Origin of the sequence: Bacillus sp. B25(2016b) (assembly GCF_001679765.1) — a bacterium.
GTDB classification, from domain to species: Bacteria; Bacillota; Bacilli; order Bacillales; family Bacillaceae_G; genus Bacillus_A; species Bacillus_A thuringiensis_K.
Map to the genome: position 1 here is coordinate 64530 of NZ_CP016285.1, position 21532 is coordinate 86061.

Here is a 21532-nt window from a genome sequence, read left to right on the forward strand (position 1 = left end):
CGATGTCGGCTCATCGCATCCTGGGGCTGTAGTCGGTCCCAAGGGTTGGGCTGTTCGCCCATTAAAGCGGTACGCGAGCTGGGTTCAGAACGTCGTGAGACAGTTCGGTCCCTATCCGTCGTGGGCGTAGGAAATTTGAGAGGAGCTGTCCTTAGTACGAGAGGACCGGGATGGACGCACCGCTGGTGTACCAGTTGTTCTGCCAAGGGCATAGCTGGGTAGCTATGTGCGGAAGGGATAAGTGCTGAAAGCATCTAAGCATGAAGCCCCCCTCAAGATGAGATTTCCCATAGCGTAAGCTAGTAAGATCCCTGAAAGATGATCAGGTTGATAGGTTCGAGGTGGAAGCATGGTGACATGTGGAGCTGACGAATACTAATAGATCGAGGACTTAACCATATAATATGAAGCAATGTTATCTAGTTTTGAAGGAATATGCCTTCATAGTTTGGTGATGATGGCAGAGAGGTCACACCCGTTCCCATACCGAACACGGAAGTTAAGCTCTCTAGCGCCGATGGTAGTTGGGACCTTGTCCCTGTGAGAGTAGGACGTCGCCAAGCAACTAAACACGAGTCAAATGACTCGTGTTTTTTCGTATTTTCTTTTATAATCCATAGTAATTAAAAAAATGTGCTTAAATAATTACTATTTTGATTAAATGCAGGGGAATGTGGCTAGGATAGTGAATAAGCAAAAGAGTTGCAAATTTTATTAATACGTATATAATTAAAGTCAAAGATAGTCAAAGTCAATAAAGGTGGCGGATAAATGAGAAATATATCTGATATCATTGAGCAATATCTAAAGCAAGTTATTGACTTAAGTAATAATAATGTGATTGAAATCAAAAGAAATGAGATTGCGGATCGCTTCGAGTGCGTACCATCTCAAATCAATTATGTAATCAATACCCGTTTTACATTAGAAAGAGGATTTGTAGTAGAAAGTAAACGTGGTGGAGGAGGTTACATTCGCATTATAAAAGTCAAACTGCATGATGATATAGACATTATTGATCAAATGCTTCATATGATTGATCATAGCGTTGCACAAGGGAATGCAGAGAGTATGATTATACGTTTATTAGAAGAGGGAATTATAACAGGCCGTGAAGCAAAACTAATGTTAAGTGTACTAGATCGTTCTGTATTATCAATGGATATTCCTTCTCGAGATGAACTTAGGGCTCGAATATTATGCGCAATGTTAAGAACACTGAAATATAAATAAATACAGCTTTTGTAAAAGAATGATAATTAAGATAGGGCAGTTAAATATTGTAGAAGTTTTGAAAAAGAGCATGTACTTTTATCTAAATGGATTAAGGAAAGAGGACAATCTAGTAATGTATGAAAAGTATCATGAGGTAGATCGTTCCTGTTGTAAAGGTGGGGATATTGATGACTTGTCAAAACTGTAATATAAGACCAGCAACTTTACATTATACAAAAGTAATCAACGAGAAGAAGGCGGAAGTTCATCTTTGTGAGCAATGTGCAGAGCAAAGTGGCTATACGTCTTTCTTTCAATCATCACAGTCTAACTTTTCATTTCATGATGTATTTGCTGGTTTATTACACGGTGAATCAACAATGTTTGGAGAAGGAAAAAACGGGTTTTCAAATACAAATACAGTAAGATGTCCAGGTTGTAAGATGACATATGAACATTTTACAAAGGTGGGACGCTTTGGTTGTGCTTCTTGTTACGATACATTTAAAGGACACTTAAACCCATTGTTAAAGCGACTTCATGGTGGACATACAGAACATTGTGGAAAAATTCCGGAACGAATGGAAGGAAATATCCACTTAAAGAAAGAATTAGATGAACTAAAACTTATTCTGAAACAATATGTACAGAATGAGGAGTTTGAGAAAGCTGCTGAGGTAAGAGATGAAATTCGAGGGCTTGAAACTCAGCTTAGTGAGCATAGAGAGGGGGAGTAGTTCTATGTCACTGGACAAAATTATGAATGAAGCGATTAGTCCATGGATGAAGGGGGATGGCCCTGATTCTGATATTGTTTTAAGTAGTCGAATTCGTTTGGCTCGTAATTTTAAGCAATATCAATTTTCTACTATGCAAAACGAAGAGGAAGCTCAAAAGGTTCAAGAATTATTTAAAAAGAAATTTATAAATAAAGCGGTAGAGCCCTTTGGGAAGTTTGGACTATTAAAAATGAATGAATTAACTCCTCTTCAAAGGAGAGTTTTAGTTGAAAAGCATTTAATTAGTCCAAATCTAGCAGGGACTGAATATGGAGCATGTCTGTTATCAGAAAGCGAACACATTAGTGTGATGCTTAATGAGGAAGACCACATTAGGATTCAGTGCCTATTTCCAGGACTACAGTTATCAAAGGCCCTTCAAAGCGCCAATCAAATAGATAATTGGATTGAAAAAGAGGTTGAATATGCTTTTGATGAATCACTTGGATATATTACGAGTTGTCCTACTAACGTTGGTACAGGATTAAGAGCTTCTGTAATGATTCATTTACCAGGGCTGGTTTTAACAAAAAGAATTAGCCGTATTATACAAGTAATTCAAAAATTAGGTTTAGTAGTAAGAGGAATATACGGTGAAGGTAGCGAAGCGTTAGGTAATATATTTCAAGTATCAAATCAAATGACGCTAGGGAAATCCGAAGAAGATATTATTGCAGATTTAAAGAGTGTCATGCAGCAAATCATACAACAAGAAAAATTGGCCAGAGAATTAATTGTACAAAATTCGAGTATTGAGCTTGAAGATAAGGTTTATCGTTCTTACGGTATACTAGCAAACAGTCGTTTAATTCAATCTGCAGAAGCGGCAACTTGCTTATCGGATGTACGACTCGGTATTGATCTAGGATATATAAAAGGTATATCGAGAAATATTTTGACTGAGCTAATGGTTCTTACGCAACCTGGTATTTTACAACAATATGCAGGAGGACCTTTAGGACCAGAAGAAAGAGATTATCGAAGAGCAACCTTAATCCGTGAGCGATTACGTATTGAAAAAAACTAAGCGCAAGTAGGAGGCGATTTCTATGATGTTTGGAAGATTTACAGAAAGAGCACAGAAAGTATTAGCTTTATCTCAAGAGGAAGCAATTCGCATTGGGCATAATAACATTGGAACAGAACATATTTTACTTGGGCTTGTACGCGAAGGTGAAGGAATTGCAGCAAAAGCGTTAATTGCTCTTGGATTGAGCCCGGAGAAAGTGCAAAAAGAGGTAGAAGCGTTAATTGGACGTGGAACAGAAGCTTCTCAAACTGTACATTATACACCTCGTGCTAAAAAAGTTATTGAATTGTCTATGGATGAAGCGCGTAAGCTAGGACATTCTTACGTTGGAACAGAACATATTTTACTTGGCTTAATCCGTGAAGGTGAAGGTGTAGCGGCACGTGTATTAAATAATTTAGGTGTAAGCCTCAATAAAGCAAGACAACAAGTGTTACAACTTCTTGGAAGTAACGAAGCAAGTTCAGGTCACCAAGGTGGTTCATCGACAAATGCAAATACACCGACACTAGACAGTTTAGCGCGCGACTTAACAGTTGTTGCACGTGAGAATCGTTTGGATCCTGTTATTGGACGTAGTAAAGAAATTCAACGTGTAATTGAAGTGTTAAGCCGTAGAACAAAAAACAATCCAGTGTTAATTGGAGAGCCTGGTGTAGGTAAAACAGCAATTGCTGAAGGGTTAGCACAGCAAATCGTAAATAATGAAGTTCCTGAAACGTTAAGAGATAAGCGTGTTATGACACTAGATATGGGAACAGTGGTAGCTGGGACGAAATATCGTGGTGAGTTTGAAGATCGTTTAAAGAAAGTAATGGATGAAATACGTCAAGCAGGGAATATTATTCTATTTATTGATGAACTTCATACATTAATCGGTGCAGGTGGAGCAGAAGGTGCAATCGATGCATCAAATATTTTAAAACCATCTTTAGCACGCGGAGAATTACAATGTATTGGTGCGACAACTTTAGATGAGTATCGTAAATATATTGAAAAGGATGCAGCTTTAGAGAGACGTTTCCAGCCAATTCATGTTGATGAGCCGAGTCTAGAAGAATCAACTCAAATCTTGAAAGGTTTACGCGATCGTTATGAGGCCCATCACCGTGTGTCTATTACAGATGATGCAATTGATGCAGCTGTGAAACTTTCCGATCGTTATATTACGGATCGTTTCTTACCAGATAAAGCAATTGATTTAATTGATGAAGCTGCTTCAAAGGTTCGCTTACGTTCTTATACAACACCACCAAACTTAAAAGAGCTTGAAGTGAAGCTTGAGGAAATTCGAAAAGAAAAAGATGCGGCTGTACAAAGTCAAGAGTTTGAAAAGGCTGCTTCCTTACGTGATATGGAACAACGCTTACGTGAGAAATTGGAAGATACAAAGCGTCAGTGGAAAGAACAACAAGGAAAAGAAAATTCAGAGGTTACGGTAGAAGATATTGCAAATGTCGTTTCTACATGGACACGTATCCCTGTTTCTAAACTTGCACAAACAGAGACTGATAAATTATTAAACTTAGAATCCATTCTTCATGATCGTGTCATCGGCCAGGATGAAGCGGTAGTGGCTGTAGCGAAAGCTGTTCGTCGTGCAAGAGCAGGACTGAAAGATCCGAAACGTCCAATTGGTTCATTTATTTTCTTAGGACCAACAGGTGTAGGTAAAACAGAATTAGCAAGAGCATTGGCAGAATCTATGTTCGGTGATGAGGATGCAATGATTCGCATTGATATGTCTGAGTATATGGAGAAACATTCAACTTCTCGCTTAGTTGGTTCTCCTCCAGGATATGTTGGGTATGAAGAAGGCGGACAATTAACAGAGAAGGTTCGTCGTAAGCCGTATTCAGTTGTCCTATTAGATGAAGTAGAGAAGGCGCATCCTGATGTATTTAATATTTTACTACAGGTATTGGAAGATGGTCGTTTAACTGATTCTAAAGGACGTACAGTTGACTTCCGTAATACGATTGTTATTATGACGTCTAACGTTGGTGCTGAGGCGTTAAAACGTAACAAACATCTTGGATTTAACGTACAAGATGAAAGCCGTGATTATTCGGATATGAAAGGTAAAGTAATGGATGAGCTGAAAAAGGCATTTCGTCCAGAATTCTTAAACCGTATTGATGAAATTATCGTATTCCATATGCTTGAGAAAAAACATATTCAAGAAATTGTGACTCTTATGGTAAATCAGTTAGTGAATCGCTTAAAAGAACAAGAAATTGAATTGCAATTAACAGAAGGGGCGATTGCAGCTATTGCTGATAAAGGGTTTGATCGTGAATATGGTGCTCGTCCACTACGTAGAGCAATTCAGAAGCATGTAGAGGATAGACTATCGGAAGAACTTTTAAAAGGTGCTATTGAGAAAGGACAAAAAGTTATCTTTGATGTAGAAGGGGAAACATTTGTCATTCATAGTGCTGAAAAGGTAAAATAAGTATAGACAAACTAAGAGGGCTACGAGATAGCCCTCTTTCTTGTACGAGAAGGTCAAATGTTTATAGATGAAAGCGAAGTGAAATATAAAAAGATATGGCTAAAAAGAAAACAAAATTCACATGTCAAGAGTGTGGTTATCAATCACCAAAATATATGGGTAAATGTCCAGGGTGTGGTCAATGGAATTCGCTTGTTGAAGAGATGGAACCAGTTGTATCATCCAGACGCCTAAATTATGCAAATGCAATTCAAACAGAAGTAACAAAACCAAGACGTCTTACAGAAGTAGAAACAAAGTCTGAGGCACGTATTGAAACAAAATTTCAGGAGTTTAACCGTGTACTAGGTGGCGGAATTGTAGATGGATCTTTAGTACTTATTGGTGGGGACCCTGGGATTGGAAAATCAACGTTATTATTACAGATTTCCTCGCAATTAGCAGATGCTTCATATGATGTATTGTATATATCAGGTGAGGAGTCAGCAAAGCAGATTAAACTTCGTGCAGATCGTTTACATGTAAATGGTAGTAATCTATTTGTTGTATCAGAGACAGATTTACAGCGTATTGCAGCACATATTGAAGAGATGAATCCTGCTTTTGTTGTTATTGATTCTATTCAAACGATACATTTACCTGAGGTGACATCAGCTCCTGGTAGTGTGGCGCAAGTACGTGAATGTACAGCAGAATTAATGAAACTTGCAAAAACAAAGGGAATCCCAATTTTCATCGTAGGGCATGTGACAAAAGAAGGTGCAATTGCGGGACCGCGTATGCTAGAACATATGGTCGATGCAGTTCTTTACTTTGAAGGAGATCGACACCATACATATCGTATTTTACGAGCTGTAAAGAATCGTTTTGGTTCTACGAATGAAATGGGTATCTTTGAAATGAAAGAACTTGGCCTTGCAGAAGTCTTAAATCCTTCTGAGATTTTCCTTGAGGAAAGACCAGTTGGAGTTGCAGGTTCAACAGTAGTTGCCTCAATGGAAGGAACAAGACCAGTTTTAGTAGAAATACAGGCATTAATTTCCCCTACTAGTTTTGGAAACCCTCGAAGAATGGCGACAGGAATTGATCATAATCGTGTCTCGCTTATTATGGCGGTACTAGAGAAAAGAACAGGTTTACTATTACAAAATCAAGATGCGTATTTAAAAGTAGCAGGTGGTTTGAAATTAGACGAACCGGCAATTGATTTAGCTGTCGCCTTAAGTATAGCTTCAAGTTTTAGAGATAAATCTACGGCACCAACTGATGCGGTAATAGGAGAAGTTGGATTAACTGGAGAAATAAGAAGAGTATCAAGAATCGAACAACGTGTACAAGAAGCAGCTAAATTAGGATTTCAACGTGCTATCATTCCTAGAAAAAATTTAGGGGGGTGGACAATTCCAGAGGGGATTGAGGTTGTAGGTGTTTCTAATTTAGGAGAAGCGCTTCGTTTGACATTAGGAGGCTAGGCTATGGAAGAAAATAAGCAACGTGTCAAAAGTATAATTAATATTTTACAGCTCGTGGCCCCGGGAACACCACTGCGCGAAGGGATAGATAATGTACTTCGCGCACAAACAGGGGGACTAATTGTTCTTGGGTATAATGAGCAGATTAAAAGCATTGTTGATGGTGGTTTTCATATTAATTGCGCATTCTCTCCTGCTAGTTTATATGAATTAGCAAAAATGGATGGAGCACTTATTTTAAATGAAACTGGAAGTAAAATTTTAATTGCAAACGCACAGTTAGTTCCAGATTCATCTATTGATTCTATTGAAACAGGTATGCGTCACCGAACAGCAGAGCGTGTAGCAAAGCAGACGGGCAGCCTTGTTGTGGCCATTTCACAAAGACGTAATGTAATTACGCTATATCAAGGGAACTTACGTTATACATTAAAAGATATAGGTGTCATTTTAACAAAAGCAAATCAAGCAATTCAAACGCTAGAAAAATATAAGGCTGTATGGAATGACGGCATTACGAATTTGGGTATTCTAGAATTTGAAGAGGTCGTTACAATGTCCGAGGTGGTTCACGTTTTACATAGTGTTGAAATGGTGCTGCGTATAAAAAATGAAATATTGAGCTATATTCATGAGTTAGGAACAGAAGGTAGGTTAATTCGTTTACAGCTTACAGAATTACTAGCTGATTTAGAGGCAGAGGCAGCATTGTTAATTAAAGATTATCACCAGGAGAAAACACAAGACCATCATCAAATCTTGAAAAAGTTACAAGATCTTGCAAATACACAACTTTTAGAGGATAGTGATTTAGTTAAATTACTTGGCTATCCAGGACAAACAAGTTTAGAAGAAAGTGTGACACCTAGAGGGTACCGAATCACAAGCAAGATTTCTCGTGTTCCGCCACTTATTATCGAGAATTTAATTAATCGATTTAAAACATTGCAAGGTGTTTGCCGAGCAACTATTAATGAATTGGATGATGTGGAAGGAATTGGAGAAGTGAGAGCGAAGAAAATACGAGAAGGTCTAAAAAGAATTCAAGAGCATCTCTATATGAGTAGACACAATTAAGAATATTACATTGATTCTATAATATAACGACACTAGAACATTTTTGGTATATGATATGATATATTGGTAAATAAAACTATTTACAAAAAAACACGTCCGCTTTTGCATTCGGCGTTTTGATTAGCGAAACAATGGTTAATAATGAGTAGGAGGTGGTTGGATGTTAAAACGGATTGTACAGCTCTTCTTTTTAGTGATCGGGGGAGCGTTAGGGATTTACTTAATCCCAAAAATTATTAATGTATTAGATATCGGTGCGGTTCCTTTGTTGGAAGGATCGTATGTTCGTGCAATTATTGGTGCAATTATTTTATTTTTAACAACATTTTGGCTTGTAGATTATATTGTTCAACTTATTAAGCATATTGAAGAGGCTCTTGTAAAGGCGCCTGTAGCAGATGTTTTATTTGGTACATTAGGATTAATCTCTGGTCTTATTGTTGCATATTTAATTTTGATACCAATTCGTGAATTTACAATTCCAGTTATTAGTACGGTGTTGCAAGTGTTCTTCACCCTTTTACTTGGATATTTAGGATTCCAAGTAGGATTTAAAAAGAGGAATGAATTGCTAGGATTATTTACATTACCCCAACGCGGAGGTAAGAAGAAAAACAATAGTGAGAATGAAGAGGTAGAGGTCGAAGCGGAAAAATCTACGACTCATTGGAAAATTCTCGATACGAGTGTAATTATTGACGGACGTATTGCAGATATTTGCCAAACAAAGTTTTTAGAAGGAACAATTGTCATTCCGCAATTCGTATTAGAAGAGCTTCAGCATATTGCCGATTCTTCAGATGCTTTAAAGCGTAATCGTGGCCGCAGAGGACTAGACATTTTAAATCGTATTCAAAAGGAGATGCCAATTCCGGTAGAAATTTATGAAGGCGATTTCGATGATATCCAAGAAGTAGATAGCAAGCTTGTAAAGTTGGCAAAAATCACTGGTGGAACTGTAGTAACAAACGATTTCAATTTAAACAAAGTTTCTGAATTACAAGGGGTTACGGTGTTAAACATTAATGATTTAGCTAATGCGATTAAACCAGTCGTACTCCCTGGTGAAGAATTAAGTGTTTATGTTGTGAAAGATGGTAAAGAACAAAATCAAGGTGTTGCATACTTAGATGATGGTACGATGATTGTAGTAGAAGATGGTAGAGAGTATGTGGGTTCACAACTTGATGTACTTGTTACTAGCGTATTACAAACATCGGCTGGTCGTATGATTTTCGCAAAACGTAAATTGCTAGAAAAAGCATTATAAGTAGAGGATTATTAATATGTATACATTAATTATTCCGGCAGCGGGCCAAGGGAAACGAATGGGTGCTGGTAAAAATAAGTTATTTTTACTTATAGATGAAGTACCAATTATTGTGCACACATTGCGTGCTTTTGAAAAAGATAAAGCGTGCAAAAGTATTATTATGGCAATTAACGAAGAGGAACGCCCGTATTTTGAAGAGTTAATGCAGAAGTACCAGATTGAAAAGCACGTACAATTTATTCAGGGTGGAGCCGAAAGACAAGATAGCGTATATAACGCACTTCAGTATGCGAGTGGTGTCGAATATGTTCTTGTGCATGACGGGGCGCGCCCGTTCGTAACGAATAAAGTGATTCGCGATGTATTAACTGCAGCAGAAAAATATGGAGCTTCCATTTGTGCAGTGCCAGTAAAAGATACTGTTAAGAAAGTAGAGCGGGGTGTTGTTGTAGAAACGGTAGAGCGATCTCAACTTAACGCTGTACAAACACCACAAGGATTCTCTGTTTCTCTTTTGCTAGAAGCTCATAGAAGCGCAAAGCAAAGTTGTTTTCTTGGCACAGATGATGCAAGTCTCGTAGAACGTGTTGGGAAGCAAGTAGGTGTAGTAGAGGGGAGTTACTATAATATTAAAGTGACGACTCCGGAAGATCTATTAATTGCTGAAAGTTTCCTACGTGTTCAGAAGAAATAACGTTGATGATGTGTTAATAAAGAAAAGCTCGGCAACAGCCGGGCTTTTCTTTATAAGGATAGCGATATAATATAGAGTCATAAAGCTCAGTAGTTTAGCTTAAGGAGGAAGTAAGGATGTTTCGAATTGGACAAGGTTTTGATGTACATGAATTTGCGGAAGGGCGCCCGTTGATTATCGGTGGAATTACAATTCCACACGAGAAAGGATTAATCGGTCATTCAGATGCAGATGTATTGTTACATACGATTGCTGATGCATGTTTAGGTGCGATTGCAGCAGGAGATATCGGAAAGCATTTTCCTGATACAGACCCAGCTTTTAAAGATGCAGATTCAGCTGTATTGTTACAAAAAGTTTGGGAATTTGTACGTGAACAAGGTTATGAGTTAGGAAATTTAGATTGTACAATTATTGCTCAAAAACCAAAAATGGCACCACATATTGAGAGCATGCGTAAGCGCATTAGTGAACTGTTAGAAACGTCTATCAATAACATTAATGTAAAGGCAACAACAACAGAAAAATTAGGATTTACAGGTAGAGAAGAAGGGATTGCTTCTCAAGCGGTTGTTTTATTACAGAAAAAATAATGGTTTTTAATTCGTAAGATGGATAATCACATTTTTTTGGTGTACAATTATAGAATGTGTTGACATTAAGAATGGAAGGTGTACCAATTATGGAAAAGCAAGTGAGAGTGCGCTACGCGCCAAGTCCAACAGGACACTTACATATCGGAAATGCGCGTACGGCATTATTTAATTATTTATTTGCTCGTCATTTAGATGGCAAATTTATTATTCGTATTGAAGATACTGATGTAAAACGTAACGTGGCTGGTGGAGAAGAAAGCCAATTAAAATACTTGAAATGGCTCGGTATGGACTGGGATGAAGGTGTTGATGTTGGTGGTGAATTTGGACCATATCGCCAAACAGAGCGTTTAGATATTTATAAAAAATTATATGAAGATTTATTAGAGCGTGGTCTAGCTTATAAATGTTACATGACAGAAGAAGAGCTAGAAGCAGAGCGTGAAGGACAAATCGCTCGTGGTGAAACACCTCGTTACGCAGGTAACCACCGTGAATTAACTGAAGAACAAGTGAAAGAATTTGAAGCTGAGGGACGTATTCCAAGTATTCGTTTCCGTGTACCAGCTGATCGTGACTACACATTCAAAGATATTGTAAAAGATGAAGTTGCGTTCCATTCAAATGATTTCGGTGATTTTGTTATTGTGAAAAAAGATGGAATTCCAACTTATAACTTTGCAGTAGCAGTAGATGATCATCTAATGGAAATTACACATGTACTTCGTGGTGATGATCATATTTCAAATACACCGAAACAAATGATGATTTATGAAGCTTTCGGCTGGGATATTCCACAATTCGGTCATATGACTCTAATTGTTAATGAAAGTCGTAAAAAGTTAAGTAAGCGTGATGAATCTATTATTCAATTTATTGAGCAATATAAAGAGCTTGGGTATCTTCCAGAAGCAATCTTTAACTTTATTGCACTACTAGGTTGGTCTCCGGTAGGAGAAGAAGAAATCTTCTCTAAAGATGAGTTTATCAAAACGTTCGATGCAGCTCGTTTATCAAAATCACCTGCATTATTTGATTCTCAAAAACTAAAATGGATGAACAACCAGTATATGAAAAAGCAAGATTTAGATACGGTTGTAGAGTTAAGCTTACCGCATTTAGTGAAAGCTGGACGTGTGGGAGAAACTTTAAGCGAACAAGACCAAGCTTGGATTCGTGATGTAATTGCTTTATACCATGAACAAATGAGTTTTGGAGCTGAAATTGTAGAGCTTTCTGAAATGTTCTTTAAAGATCATGTTGATTATGAAGAAGAAGGACAAGAAGTATTAAATGGTGAACAAGTACCTGAAGTACTTCGTGCATTTGCTGGTCAAATAGAAGCTCTAGAAGCAATGGAGCCAGCAGCAATTAAGGCAGCGATTAAAGCAGTTCAAAAGGAAACAGGACATAAAGGTAAAAATTTATTTATGCCAATCCGTGTTGCAACTACAGGACAAACGCATGGTCCAGAGCTTCCGAATGCTATTGCACTTCTTGGAAAAGAAAAAGTTTTAAATCGTCTTCAAAAAGTAATTGGTTAACATTTTCTAGATTTAGAAATATAATAAGTATACCTAAAACCTAATAAGGAAAAGCGACGAGAAGGAGAAGTAGAAAATCAGGCTTTTTACAGAGAGAACCACCTTTAGGCTGGGAGTGGTTTATAAGCGGATTTTTGAAATGCCCCTTCGAGTCTTCTGCTGAACAGCGAATTGCTTCGTGGGATGTCTTAGGCCGCAAAGTAAGCAGAAGCGGTGTACACCGTTATCATGGATGAGTTTGAGGCTTTTTTAAGCCTAAACAGAGTGGAACCGCGCTTAAAAGGCGTCTCTGTCAATATGACAGAGACGCCTTTTTTTTATACCGTGTAAATAGGTATGAATATAGAATTTATCTCCTTATATAAAGAATTAGAGGAGAAGTGATGAGTTAGGGGAGTTAGTTCGTTCGACAAAAAAGCAGCCCATAAAGGGGAGGGAACACCGATGTTTAAGAGGCTTCGGGAAGATATTGAAGTCGTTTTTGAACAGGATCCAGCGGCAAGAGGTTATTTCGAAGTCATTTTAACTTACTCTGGATTACATGCAGTTTGGGCCCACCGAATTGCACATGCTTTTTATAAAAGAAATTTTTTCTTTCTTGCACGTTTTGTTTCACAAGTGAGCCGCTTTTTTACTGGCATTGAGATCCATCCAGGAGCAACTATTGGTCGACGCTTTTTCATAGATCATGGAATGGGAGTTGTAATTGGAGAAACTTGTGAAATTGGTGATAATGTAACGATTTATCAAGGGGTTACATTAGGTGGTACAGGAAAAGAAAAAGGGAAGAGGCACCCAACAATTCAGGATAATGTATTAATTGCGACGGGTGCTAAAGTTCTTGGGTCTATTACTGTGGGGGAGAATTCTAAAATCGGAGCAGGGTCTGTCGTATTAAAAGAAGTTCCTGCACATTCTACAGTTGTAGGTATACCTGGCCGTGTCGTTATTCAAAATGGAGTAAAGATTGGTCAAGAATTAAATCACTCTGACCTTCCAGATCCGATTTTTGATAAATTAAAGGCTATGGAAGTAGAAATTGATAAATTGAAGAAACAATTGGAATTAAAGGTAGAAAGGAAGGATAAAAATGACTATTCACATTTATAATACGTTAACACGTCAAAAAGAAGAGTTTATTCCATTAGAAGAAAATAAGGTAAAGATGTATGTATGCGGACCTACAGTTTATAACTACATTCATATTGGGAATGCAAGACCTCCTATGGTATTCGATACAGTGCGTCGTTATTTAGAATACAAAGGATACGATGTGCAATATGTATCTAACTTTACGGATGTAGATGATAAATTAATTAAAGCGGCAAATGAATTAGGTGAAGATGTACCGACAATTGCTGATCGTTTTGTTGAAGCGTACTTTGAAGATGTAACAGCACTAGGTTGCAAACACGCAACAGTTCATCCTCGTGTAACAGAAAATATGGATATCATTATTGAATTTATTCAAGAACTTGTGAATAAAGGGTATGCATATGAATCAGAGGGTGATGTGTACTTTAAGACGAAGGAATTCGAAGGTTACGGTAAATTATCACATCAACCAATCGCAGATTTACGTCACGGTGCTCGTATTGAGGTAGGGGAAAAGAAACAAGACCCTCTTGATTTTGCTTTATGGAAAGCTGCGAAAGAAGGAGAAATCTTCTGGGAAAGCCCTTGGGGGCAAGGACGTCCAGGATGGCATATTGAATGCTCAGCAATGGCGCGTAAGTACTTAGGGGATACAATTGACATTCATGCTGGTGGTCAAGACTTGGCGTTCCCACATCATGAAAATGAAATTGCGCAGTCAGAGGCATTGACTGGAAAAACGTTTGCACGTTACTGGATGCATAATGGATATATTAATATTAACAATGAGAAGATGTCTAAATCGCTTGGTAACTTTATTTTAGTTCACGATATTATTAAGCAATACGACCCGCAGTTAATTAGATTCTTTATGTTATCAGTACACTATCGTCACCCGATTAACTTTAGTGAAGAGTTATTACAAAGTACGAATAATGGACTGGAAAGAATTAAAACAGCTTATGGAAACTTAAAGCATCGTATGGAGAGTAGTACGGATTTAACGGACCATAATGAGAAATGGTTAGCTGAAATAGAGAAATTCCAGACTGCATTTGAAGAGGCAATGAATGATGACTTTAACACTGCAAATGCAATTACCGAATTATACAACGTAGCAAATCATGCAAATCAATATTTACTTGAAGAGCATACATCTAAAGTTGTAATTGAAGCATACGTAAAACAACTGGAAACGTTATTTGATATTTTAGGATTAGAATTATCAAAAGAAGAATTACTGGATGAAGAAATTGAAGAGCTTATCCAAAAGCGCATTGAAGCTCGTAAAAATCGCGATTTCGCATTGTCTGATCAAATTCGTGACGATTTAAAAGAACGTAATATTATTTTAGAAGATACCGCTCAAGGTACAAGATGGAAAAGAGGATAAGGATGATTGATGCAAAGCAATTAAACAGCTTGGCGTTAGCGTATATGGGTGATGCGGTATATGAACAATATATCCGCTATCACCTCCTTCAAAAAGGAAAAGTTCGCCCTAATCAATTACATCGCTTAGGGACGAGCTTTGTTTCAGCAAAAGCACAGGCGAAAGTTGTTTATCATTTATTAGAGACGGCATTTTTGACAGAGGAAGAAGAGGCGGTATTAAGAAGAGGGCGTAATGCAAATTCAGGTACAGTTCCGAAAAATACGGATGTACAAACATATCGACATAGTACAGCCTTTGAAGCACTAATTGGTTATCATCATTTATTAAATAATCGTGAAAGATTAGATGAAATTGTATATAAGGCAATTGCAGTTTTAGAAGAAAAGGAAGGGGGCACATCATCATGACTAGTGAATATATTATCGGACGTAACCCTGTAATTGAAGCGTTAAGATCAGGGAGAGATATTAATAAAATTTGGATCGCAGAAGGTGCTGCCAAAGGACAAGTACAAATTGTACTAGCGTTAGCGAAAGAAAATAAGATTATTTTACAACATGCACCAAAGAAAAAGTTAGATCAATTAGTTGAGGGTAATCATCAAGGTGTAATTGCTCAAGTAGCTGCATATCAGTATGCAGAGTTAGAAGATTTATTCAAAGTGGCAGAAAAACGTAATGAAGATCCATTCTTCTTAATTTTAGATGAGATTGAAGATCCGCATAACCTAGGTTCTATTATGCGTACTGCTGATGCAACAGGAGCTCATGGAATTATTATTCCGAAGAGAAGAGCTGTGGGACTTACAGCATCAGTTGCGAAAGCATCAACAGGAGCGATTGAATACATTCCTGTTGCGCGCGTAACAAACTTATCTCGTACAATTGATGAATTAAAAGAGCGTGGACTTTGGATTGCTGGTACAGATGCCAAAGGGAAAACGGATTACCGTAATTTAGATGGTACAATGCCGATTGGATTAGTAATTGGTAGTGAAGGAAAAGGTATGAGTCGTATTATTGGTGAAAAATGTGATTTCCTAATCACTCTACCGATGGTGGGGAAAGTTACATCCTTAAATGCTTCAGTAGCCGCAAGTTTGTTAATGTATGAGGTATATCGTAAACGTCACGAAATTGGTAAATAAAAAATGAACGATATTTTAATCGTTGACGGTTACAACATTATCGGAGCTTGGGGAGATTTGAAGAAACTGCGGGATGTAGATTTACAATCATCAAGAGATGCGCTTATTGATAAGATGGCGGATTATCAAGGGTATACAGGCACAAAAGTGATGATAGTCTTTGATGCCTATACAGTCCATGGTATTGAAAAAAAGATGAAACAATCTCGTGTAGAAGTCATATTCACACGAAAGAATCAAACTGCAGACGAAAAGATAGAGCAACTTGCAATAGAGCTTAGAAATATAAATACACAAATATATGTTGCGACTTCTGATTATACAGAACAATGGGTTATATTTGGGCAAGGTGCCCTTCGAAAATCTGCGCGTGAATTAGAGTTGGAAGTACAAGCGATGGAACAACAAGTAAGAAGGCGTACAAAAGACACGAAAGAACAGCAGCCCGCCATGCGAAAGATATTTAGTAAAGATATTACAGAAAAATTAGAAAAATTAAGAAGAGGAGAGCGTTGAAGCATTGACGCTCTTTATCTTTTTACTGTATAATATTGCTAAATAAATAGCGGTCGGAGGGATCAAGGTGGAAGCAGGCTTCGTAAGTATAGGCGACGTTACATTTCGTGATTTAGAGGATGAGGCAATCGTTGAGTTAGTTCGAAAAGGTAATACTGACGCTCTAGAATATTTAATTCACAAGTATAAGAACTTTGTTCGTGCGAAATCAAGATCTTACTTTTTAGTGGGTGCCGATCGAGAAGACATTGTTCAAGAAGGTATGATAGGGTTGTTTAAAGCAATTCGTGATTATAAAGAGGACAAGCTGTCTTCATTCAAAGCATTTGCTGAACTATGTATCACTCGACAAATTATTACCGCTATTAAAACGGCAACAAGACAAAAACATATTCCTTTAAATTCGTATGTGTCTTTAGATAAGCCGATTTACGATGAGGAATCTGATCGAACGTTATTGGATGTTATTTCTGAAGCAAAGGTGACTGATCCTGAAGAGATGATCATTAGCCAGGAAGAATATACAGACATAGAATCAAAAATATCTGAATTATTAAGCGATTTAGAAAGGAAAGTGCTTTCTTTATATTTAGATGGTCGTTCTTATCAAGAGATTTCAGAACAGTTAAACAGGCATGTGAAATCTATTGATAACGCTTTACAACGAGTAAAGAGGAAATTGGAACGATATATGGAAATGAGAGAAAGTACAACTTTAAATTCATAAGAAGTAACAAGTGCTACAGGTGTAAAATAAATCACCTGTTTTCTTTTGTAGAGAGTACAAATGCATGTCATTGACATTGTCTTTTATTGTATGATACATTTTTAGGGACATAATGTTACAAGGTTGGTGTAACTAATGAGGAAAAAAGTTGTACTCTCATGTGAAGAGTGTAAAAATCGAAACTACTCTACTATGAAAGATACGAGCTCAATAGAGCGACTTGAAATAAAAAAGTTTTGTAAAACATGCAATCAGCATACAGTTCACAAGGAAACAAAATAAATAATTGAAATAATACACTGGAGGTCCCGTAGATGCGTTTAACGAACTTTTTCGGCGATGTAGGTCGCGAAATGAAAAAAGTAAGTTGGCCTAAAAAAGATGAATTACTCCGCTCAACAGCGACTGTTGTTGCTACAGTTGTGTTCTTTGCGATTTTCTTCGCAGTAGTTGATATGGGCATTTCTTCTTTAATTCGGTTAATTCTTGGTTAATTCTTGAATAAGAAGCACTTATCCATGATATAATGTTATTTATAAGAACTGTGTAAAAGCCCGGTGAACGGGTTTTTTCATTTGCGCAAAAAAATGTACGTCAGGGAGGGAAGGACGCTCGTCCTAAATGAATGGAAAAAAGTTGGTATGTTGTCCATACTTATTCTGGATATGAAAATAAAGTAAAAGCAAACCTAGAGAAACGTGTAGAATCAATGGGTATGCAAGATAAAATTTTCCGTGTTGTTGTCCCGGAAGAAGTAGAAGTAGAAATGAAAAACGGAAAAGAAAAATTAATGAAAAGAAAAGTGTTCCCAGGTTATGTATTAGTAGAATTAATCATGACTGATGACTCTTGGTATGTTGTACGTAACACGCCAGGTGTAACTGGGTTCGTTGGTTCTTCTGGTTCTGGATCTAAACCATCACCTCTATTAGAAGAGGAAGTTGTTACCATTATGAAACATATGGGCATGGATAACGAAGTGGTTGATTTCGACTTTGAACTTCATGAGACAGTACGTGTAAATGAGGGGCCATTCGCAGATTATACAGGTGCTATTGAAGAAATTGATGTGGAGAAGAAAAAGGTTAGCGTACTTGTGGACATGTTTGGTCGCGAGACTCCAGTTGAACTTGACTTCCATCAAATTGAAAAATTATAAAATGAAACTTGAAATGAATTGTAAAAAGTGATAATATCTTTTAAGTCAGTACGTCTTCGTTATCGGAGACGTTTTTTGAAAGATTTTATCCTTACAGATAAAATATGACGTGGGAGGGCAAATCACTGTCCAATTGACCACATCACGGACTTAAGGAGGTGTGTCTCGTGGCTAAAAAGGTAATTAAAATGGTAAAGCTTCAAATTCCTGCAGGTAAAGCTAACCCAGCTCCACCAGTTGGTCCAGCATTAGGACAAGCAGGTGTTAACATCATGGGCTTCTGTAAAGAGTTTAACGCTCGTACAGCAGATCAAGCTGGTCTTATCATCCCTGTTGAAATTACGGTATTTGAGGACCGTTCATTCACTTTCATTACTAAAACTCCTCCTGCTGCTGTTCTTCTTAAGAAAGTAGCTGGTATTGAGTCTGGTTCTGGTGAACCAAACCGTAATAAAGTGGCAACTGTTAAGCGTGATAAAGTACGCGAAATCGCTGAAACTAAAATGCCTGACCTAAACGCTGCTAGCGTAGAAGCTGCAATGCGTATGGTTGAAGGTACTGCACGCAGTATGGGCATCGTTATCGAAGACTAATTCGATTTGTTTTTAAAAAAGGTTGCGGGTCTGGAATTCCAATTCGCAACCTTTATTATCGTAAATGATTATCGTTTTTAAATAAATGGATGGCGCTCATCCTCAGGTTATACCTGAAAACAGGCGTAAACGTGGGAGGTTATTCCGCTAAAACCACATTCGAGGAGGAAATAAAAATGGCTAAAAGAGGTAAAAAGTACGTAGAAGCTGCAAAGCTTGTTGATCGTGCAGCTGCTTACTCTGCAACAGAAGCAGTAGAATTAGTAAAGAAAACAAACACAGCTAAATTTGATGCAACTGTAGAAGCTGCATTCCGTTTAGGTGTTGACCCTAAGAAAGCTGACCAACAAATCCGTGGTGCAGTTGTTCTTCCACATGGTACTGGTAAAGTACAACGTGTATTAGTATTTGCTAAAGGTGAAAAAGCTAAAGAAGCTGAAGCTGCTGGAGCTGACTTCGTAGGCGATACTGATTACATCGGTAAAATCCAACAAGGTTGGTTCGATTTCGATGTAGTAGTAGCAACTCCTGATATGATGGGTGAAGTTGGTAAACTTGGTCGCGTATTAGGACCTAAAGGTTTAATGCCAAACCCTAAAACTGGAACAGTTACTTTCGATGTAACTAAAGCTGTTAACGAAATCAAAGCTGGTAAAGTTGAATACCGCGTTGATAAAGCTGGTAACATCCACGTTCCAATCGGTAAAGTATCTTTTGAAGATGCTAAATTAGTAGAAAACTTCAAAACAATTGCTGACACTTTACAAAAAGTTAAGCCAGCTGCTGCAAAAGGTACTTACATGAAGAACGTAACAGTTGCTTCTACAATGGGACCTGGCGTACGTGTAGACGTTTCTACATTAGCGTAAATTTTGGAAGTTGACTTCATAAAGAAGTTTTAATATAATCATTTATGTTGTGAATTTAATTAGTGTACCGTAGACAGTAGGTGTCAATAGACTTAATTTCCTACCTAGGTGTTAATATACGAAGCGGAATCTTTTTTCTGTGACTATATGCCTCCATGTCTACAAGTTGGGCATGGAGGTTTTTAGTGCACTTTCGGTACATCTTCTATATAATCTACAGGAGGTGTAATAACATGAGCAAAGTAATCGAAACTAAACAACAAGTTGTAACTGAAATCGCGGACAAACTTCGCGCTAGTAAATCTACAATCGTTGTTGACTACCGTGGTTTAACAGTTTCTGAAGCAACAGAATTACGTAAGCAATTACGTGAAGCTGGCGTTGAGTTCAAAGTTTACAAAAACTCTCTAACTCGTCGTGCTGCAGAATCTGCTGAAATGGCTGAGTTAAATGAATTCTTAACAGGACCAAACGCAATCGCGTTCAGTAACGAGGATGTAGTTGCTCCTGCGAAAGTATTAAACGACTTCGCTAAAGATCATGAAGCTTTAGAAATTAAAGCGGGCGTAATCGAAGGTAAACTTGTAACACTTGATGAGGTTAAAGCAATCGCTACTCTTCCATCACGTGAAGGCTTACTTTCTATGCTTCTTAGCGTTCTTCAAGCTCCAATCCGTAACCTTGCACTTGCTACTAAAGCAGTTGCAGACCAAAAGGAAGAGCAAGGCGCTTAATTTTTTAAAAGATAATTACGTATTATCGATAAAACAATACAAACCTATTTAAGGGAGGATATTTACAATGACTAAAGAACAAATCATTGAAGCAGTTAAATCTATGACTGTATTAGAACTTAACGACTTAGTAAAAGCTATCGAGGAAGAATTCGGCGTAACTGCTGCTGCTCCTGTAGCTGTTGCTGGTGGCGCTGGAGAAGCTGCTGCTGAGAAAACTGAATTTGATGTGGAACTAACTAGCGCTGGTGCACAAAAAATCAAAGTTATCAAAGTTGTTCGTGAAATCACTGGTCTTGGCTTAAAAGAAGCTAAAGAATTAGTTGACAACACTCCAAAAGTAATCAAAGAAGCTGCTGCTAAAGAAGAAGCTGAAGAAATCAAAGCTAAACTTGAAGAAGTTGGCGCTGCTGTAGAAGTTAAGTAATTAACTTTTGATGCTTTAAAAAAAGCTCGCTCTCATGCGAGCTTTTTTTTTAACTGTAAAGAAAAGAGGTGGCCATATGGCAGACCATTATTTTTCTAACGACCCTTCTAGTAAAAGTGATCGCAAGCGATGGGAGTTTGTCCTTCGTGGATCTCGATTTACTTTCTTATCTGACCATGGGGTGTTCTCGAAAAACGAAGTGGACTTTGGTTCCCGTCTTTTAATTGAAGCGTTTCAAATGCCAGATATTAAAGGTAATATATTAGACGTAGGTTGCGGATACGGTCCTATTGGTTTGTCGTTAGCGAAAGAGTTTCAAGGTCGTGAAGTTCACATGGTGGATGTGAATGAGAGGGCACTTGGGCTTGCAAAAGAAAACGCCGCTAATAACAAAATCGAGAATATACGTATTTTTCAAAGTAGCGTCTATGAAAATGTAGATGGTAAGTATGCTGCTATTCTATCTAACCCTCCGATTCGTGCGGGTAAAGATATCGTACATGAGATTTTAGAAAAAGCTGTGGAGTATTTAGTTCCAGGTGGAGAACTTTGGATTGTTATTCAAAAGAAACAAGGTGCACCGTCTGCGCTAAAAAAACTAGAAGAAGTATTTTCTGAAGTTGAGGTTGTAGAAAAGAAAAAAGGATATTATATCATAAAATCAAAAAAACGTTGACGGTTATTTTTGGCTATGTTAACATTATACAATGCCAATATATGATTTTCTGCGTTGA

24 protein-coding genes, 1 rRNA gene and 4 other annotated features are annotated in these 21532 nt (G+C 37.6%); all 25 genes read left to right on the forward strand.

The annotated features are described in order from the left end of the window. Nucleotides 1–106, forward strand: a sequence feature (23S ribosomal RNA rRNA prediction is too short). Nucleotides 107–125: 19 nt separating this feature from the next. Beyond that, nucleotides 126–387 (forward strand) — a sequence feature (23S ribosomal RNA rRNA prediction is too short). A gap of 60 nt (nt 388–447) precedes the next feature. Then, nucleotides 448–563, forward strand: a 5S ribosomal RNA gene (gene rrf, locus BAQ53_RS00365). A gap of 208 nt (nt 564–771) precedes the next feature. Then, nucleotides 772–1233 carry a transcriptional regulator CtsR gene (gene ctsR, locus BAQ53_RS00370; RefSeq protein ID WP_001244565.1) on the forward strand — a complete coding sequence of 154 codons (462 nt, stop codon included), beginning with the start codon at nt 772–774 and terminating at the stop codon, nt 1231–1233. Nucleotides 1234–1403: 170 nt separating this feature from the next. Next, nucleotides 1404–1952 carry a protein-arginine kinase activator protein McsA gene (mcsA, locus tag BAQ53_RS00375; RefSeq protein ID WP_000128402.1) on the forward strand — a complete coding sequence of 183 codons (549 nt, stop codon included), beginning with the start codon at nt 1404–1406 and terminating at the stop codon, nt 1950–1952. 4 nt (nt 1953–1956) lie between these two features. Continuing rightward, a complete protein-coding gene (gene mcsB / locus BAQ53_RS00380; protein WP_000050842.1) occupies nt 1957–3021 on the forward strand; it encodes a protein-arginine kinase McsB in 1065 nt (354 codons plus the stop codon). A 22-nt stretch (nt 3022–3043) separates the two neighbouring features. Next, the gene (gene clpC, locus BAQ53_RS00385; protein ID WP_000971184.1) at nt 3044–5479 is read left to right on the forward strand and encodes an ATP-dependent protease ATP-binding subunit ClpC; all 2436 of its coding nucleotides are present in this window, start codon (nt 3044–3046) and stop codon (nt 5477–5479) included. A gap of 95 nt (nt 5480–5574) precedes the next feature. Then, entirely contained in the window at nt 5575–6951 is a 1377-nt protein-coding gene (gene radA / locus BAQ53_RS00390; protein ID WP_001085202.1) for a DNA repair protein RadA, read from the forward strand. A gap of 3 nt (nt 6952–6954) precedes the next feature. Continuing rightward, complete coding sequence (gene disA / locus BAQ53_RS00395) at nt 6955–8028, forward strand: DNA integrity scanning diadenylate cyclase DisA (protein ID WP_000392158.1); 1074 nt, start codon at nt 6955–6957, stop codon at nt 8026–8028. A gap of 160 nt (nt 8029–8188) precedes the next feature. Beyond that, a complete protein-coding gene (locus tag BAQ53_RS00400) occupies nt 8189–9298 on the forward strand; it encodes a PIN/TRAM domain-containing protein (RefSeq protein WP_000919677.1) in 1110 nt (369 codons plus the stop codon). A gap of 16 nt (nt 9299–9314) precedes the next feature. Then, entirely contained in the window at nt 9315–9995 is a 681-nt protein-coding gene (gene ispD, locus BAQ53_RS00405; RefSeq protein ID WP_000288285.1) for a 2-C-methyl-D-erythritol 4-phosphate cytidylyltransferase, read from the forward strand. 116 nt (nt 9996–10111) lie between these two features. After that, nucleotides 10112–10588: a 2-C-methyl-D-erythritol 2,4-cyclodiphosphate synthase gene (ispF, locus tag BAQ53_RS00410; protein WP_000488388.1), complete on the forward strand. Its 477-nt coding sequence runs from the start codon at nt 10112–10114 to the stop codon at nt 10586–10588. Between the two features lie 89 nt (nt 10589–10677). Then, the gene (gene gltX / locus BAQ53_RS00415) at nt 10678–12135 is read left to right on the forward strand and encodes a glutamate--tRNA ligase (protein ID WP_208906418.1); all 1458 of its coding nucleotides are present in this window, start codon (nt 10678–10680) and stop codon (nt 12133–12135) included. A 47-nt stretch (nt 12136–12182) separates the two neighbouring features. Then, nucleotides 12183–12429: a binding site (T-box leader), on the forward strand. 150 nt (nt 12430–12579) lie between these two features. Further along, nucleotides 12580–13245: a serine O-acetyltransferase gene (gene cysE, locus BAQ53_RS00420; RefSeq protein WP_000476496.1), complete on the forward strand. Its 666-nt coding sequence runs from the start codon at nt 12580–12582 to the stop codon at nt 13243–13245. Next, nucleotides 13226–14623, forward strand: a complete 1398-nt coding sequence (cysS, locus tag BAQ53_RS00425) for a cysteine--tRNA ligase (protein WP_000152251.1) — start codon at nt 13226–13228, stop codon at nt 14621–14623. The genes cysE and cysS overlap by 20 nt, the downstream gene beginning before the upstream one ends. Nucleotides 14624–14625: 2 nt before the next feature. Then, a complete protein-coding gene (locus tag BAQ53_RS00430) occupies nt 14626–15033 on the forward strand; it encodes a Mini-ribonuclease 3 (protein WP_000564261.1) in 408 nt (135 codons plus the stop codon). Further along, entirely contained in the window at nt 15030–15773 is a 744-nt protein-coding gene (gene rlmB / locus BAQ53_RS00435) for a 23S rRNA (guanosine(2251)-2'-O)-methyltransferase RlmB (protein WP_000200237.1), read from the forward strand. Before BAQ53_RS00430 ends, rlmB begins: the two co-directional genes overlap by 4 nt. Nucleotides 15774–15776: 3 nt before the next feature. After that, nucleotides 15777–16289, forward strand: coding sequence for an NYN domain-containing protein (locus BAQ53_RS00440; protein WP_000997886.1), 513 nt, complete (start codon nt 15777–15779; stop codon nt 16287–16289). A gap of 67 nt (nt 16290–16356) precedes the next feature. Next, entirely contained in the window at nt 16357–17016 is a 660-nt protein-coding gene (locus BAQ53_RS00445; protein ID WP_000387193.1) for an RNA polymerase factor sigma-70, read from the forward strand. A 135-nt stretch (nt 17017–17151) separates the two neighbouring features. Continuing rightward, nucleotides 17152–17298 carry a 50S ribosomal protein L33 gene (gene rpmG / locus BAQ53_RS00450; protein WP_014481927.1) on the forward strand — a complete coding sequence of 49 codons (147 nt, stop codon included), beginning with the start codon at nt 17152–17154 and terminating at the stop codon, nt 17296–17298. Nucleotides 17299–17330: 32 nt separating this feature from the next. Next, nucleotides 17331–17510 carry a preprotein translocase subunit SecE gene (gene secE / locus BAQ53_RS00455; RefSeq protein WP_001241323.1) on the forward strand — a complete coding sequence of 60 codons (180 nt, stop codon included), beginning with the start codon at nt 17331–17333 and terminating at the stop codon, nt 17508–17510. A 131-nt stretch (nt 17511–17641) separates the two neighbouring features. Beyond that, entirely contained in the window at nt 17642–18175 is a 534-nt protein-coding gene (nusG, locus tag BAQ53_RS00460) for a transcription termination/antitermination protein NusG (protein ID WP_000415794.1), read from the forward strand. A 167-nt stretch (nt 18176–18342) separates the two neighbouring features. Beyond that, entirely contained in the window at nt 18343–18768 is a 426-nt protein-coding gene (rplK, locus tag BAQ53_RS00465) for a 50S ribosomal protein L11 (RefSeq protein WP_001085872.1), read from the forward strand. Nucleotides 18769–18944: 176 nt separating this feature from the next. Then, entirely contained in the window at nt 18945–19637 is a 693-nt protein-coding gene (gene rplA / locus BAQ53_RS00470) for a 50S ribosomal protein L1 (RefSeq protein ID WP_001987630.1), read from the forward strand. 49 nt (nt 19638–19686) lie between these two features. Next, nucleotides 19687–19831 (forward strand) — a sequence feature (ribosomal protein L10 leader region). Between the two features lie 39 nt (nt 19832–19870). Beyond that, nucleotides 19871–20371, forward strand: a complete 501-nt coding sequence (gene rplJ / locus BAQ53_RS00475; RefSeq protein ID WP_000048716.1) for a 50S ribosomal protein L10 — start codon at nt 19871–19873, stop codon at nt 20369–20371. Nucleotides 20372–20438: 67 nt separating this feature from the next. Beyond that, nucleotides 20439–20798, forward strand: coding sequence for a 50S ribosomal protein L7/L12 (gene rplL / locus BAQ53_RS00480; protein WP_000159736.1), 360 nt, complete (start codon nt 20439–20441; stop codon nt 20796–20798). Between the two features lie 76 nt (nt 20799–20874). Continuing rightward, entirely contained in the window at nt 20875–21474 is a 600-nt protein-coding gene (locus tag BAQ53_RS00485; RefSeq protein WP_000763289.1) for a class I SAM-dependent methyltransferase, read from the forward strand. The last annotated feature ends 58 nt before the right edge of the window (nt 21475–21532 follow it).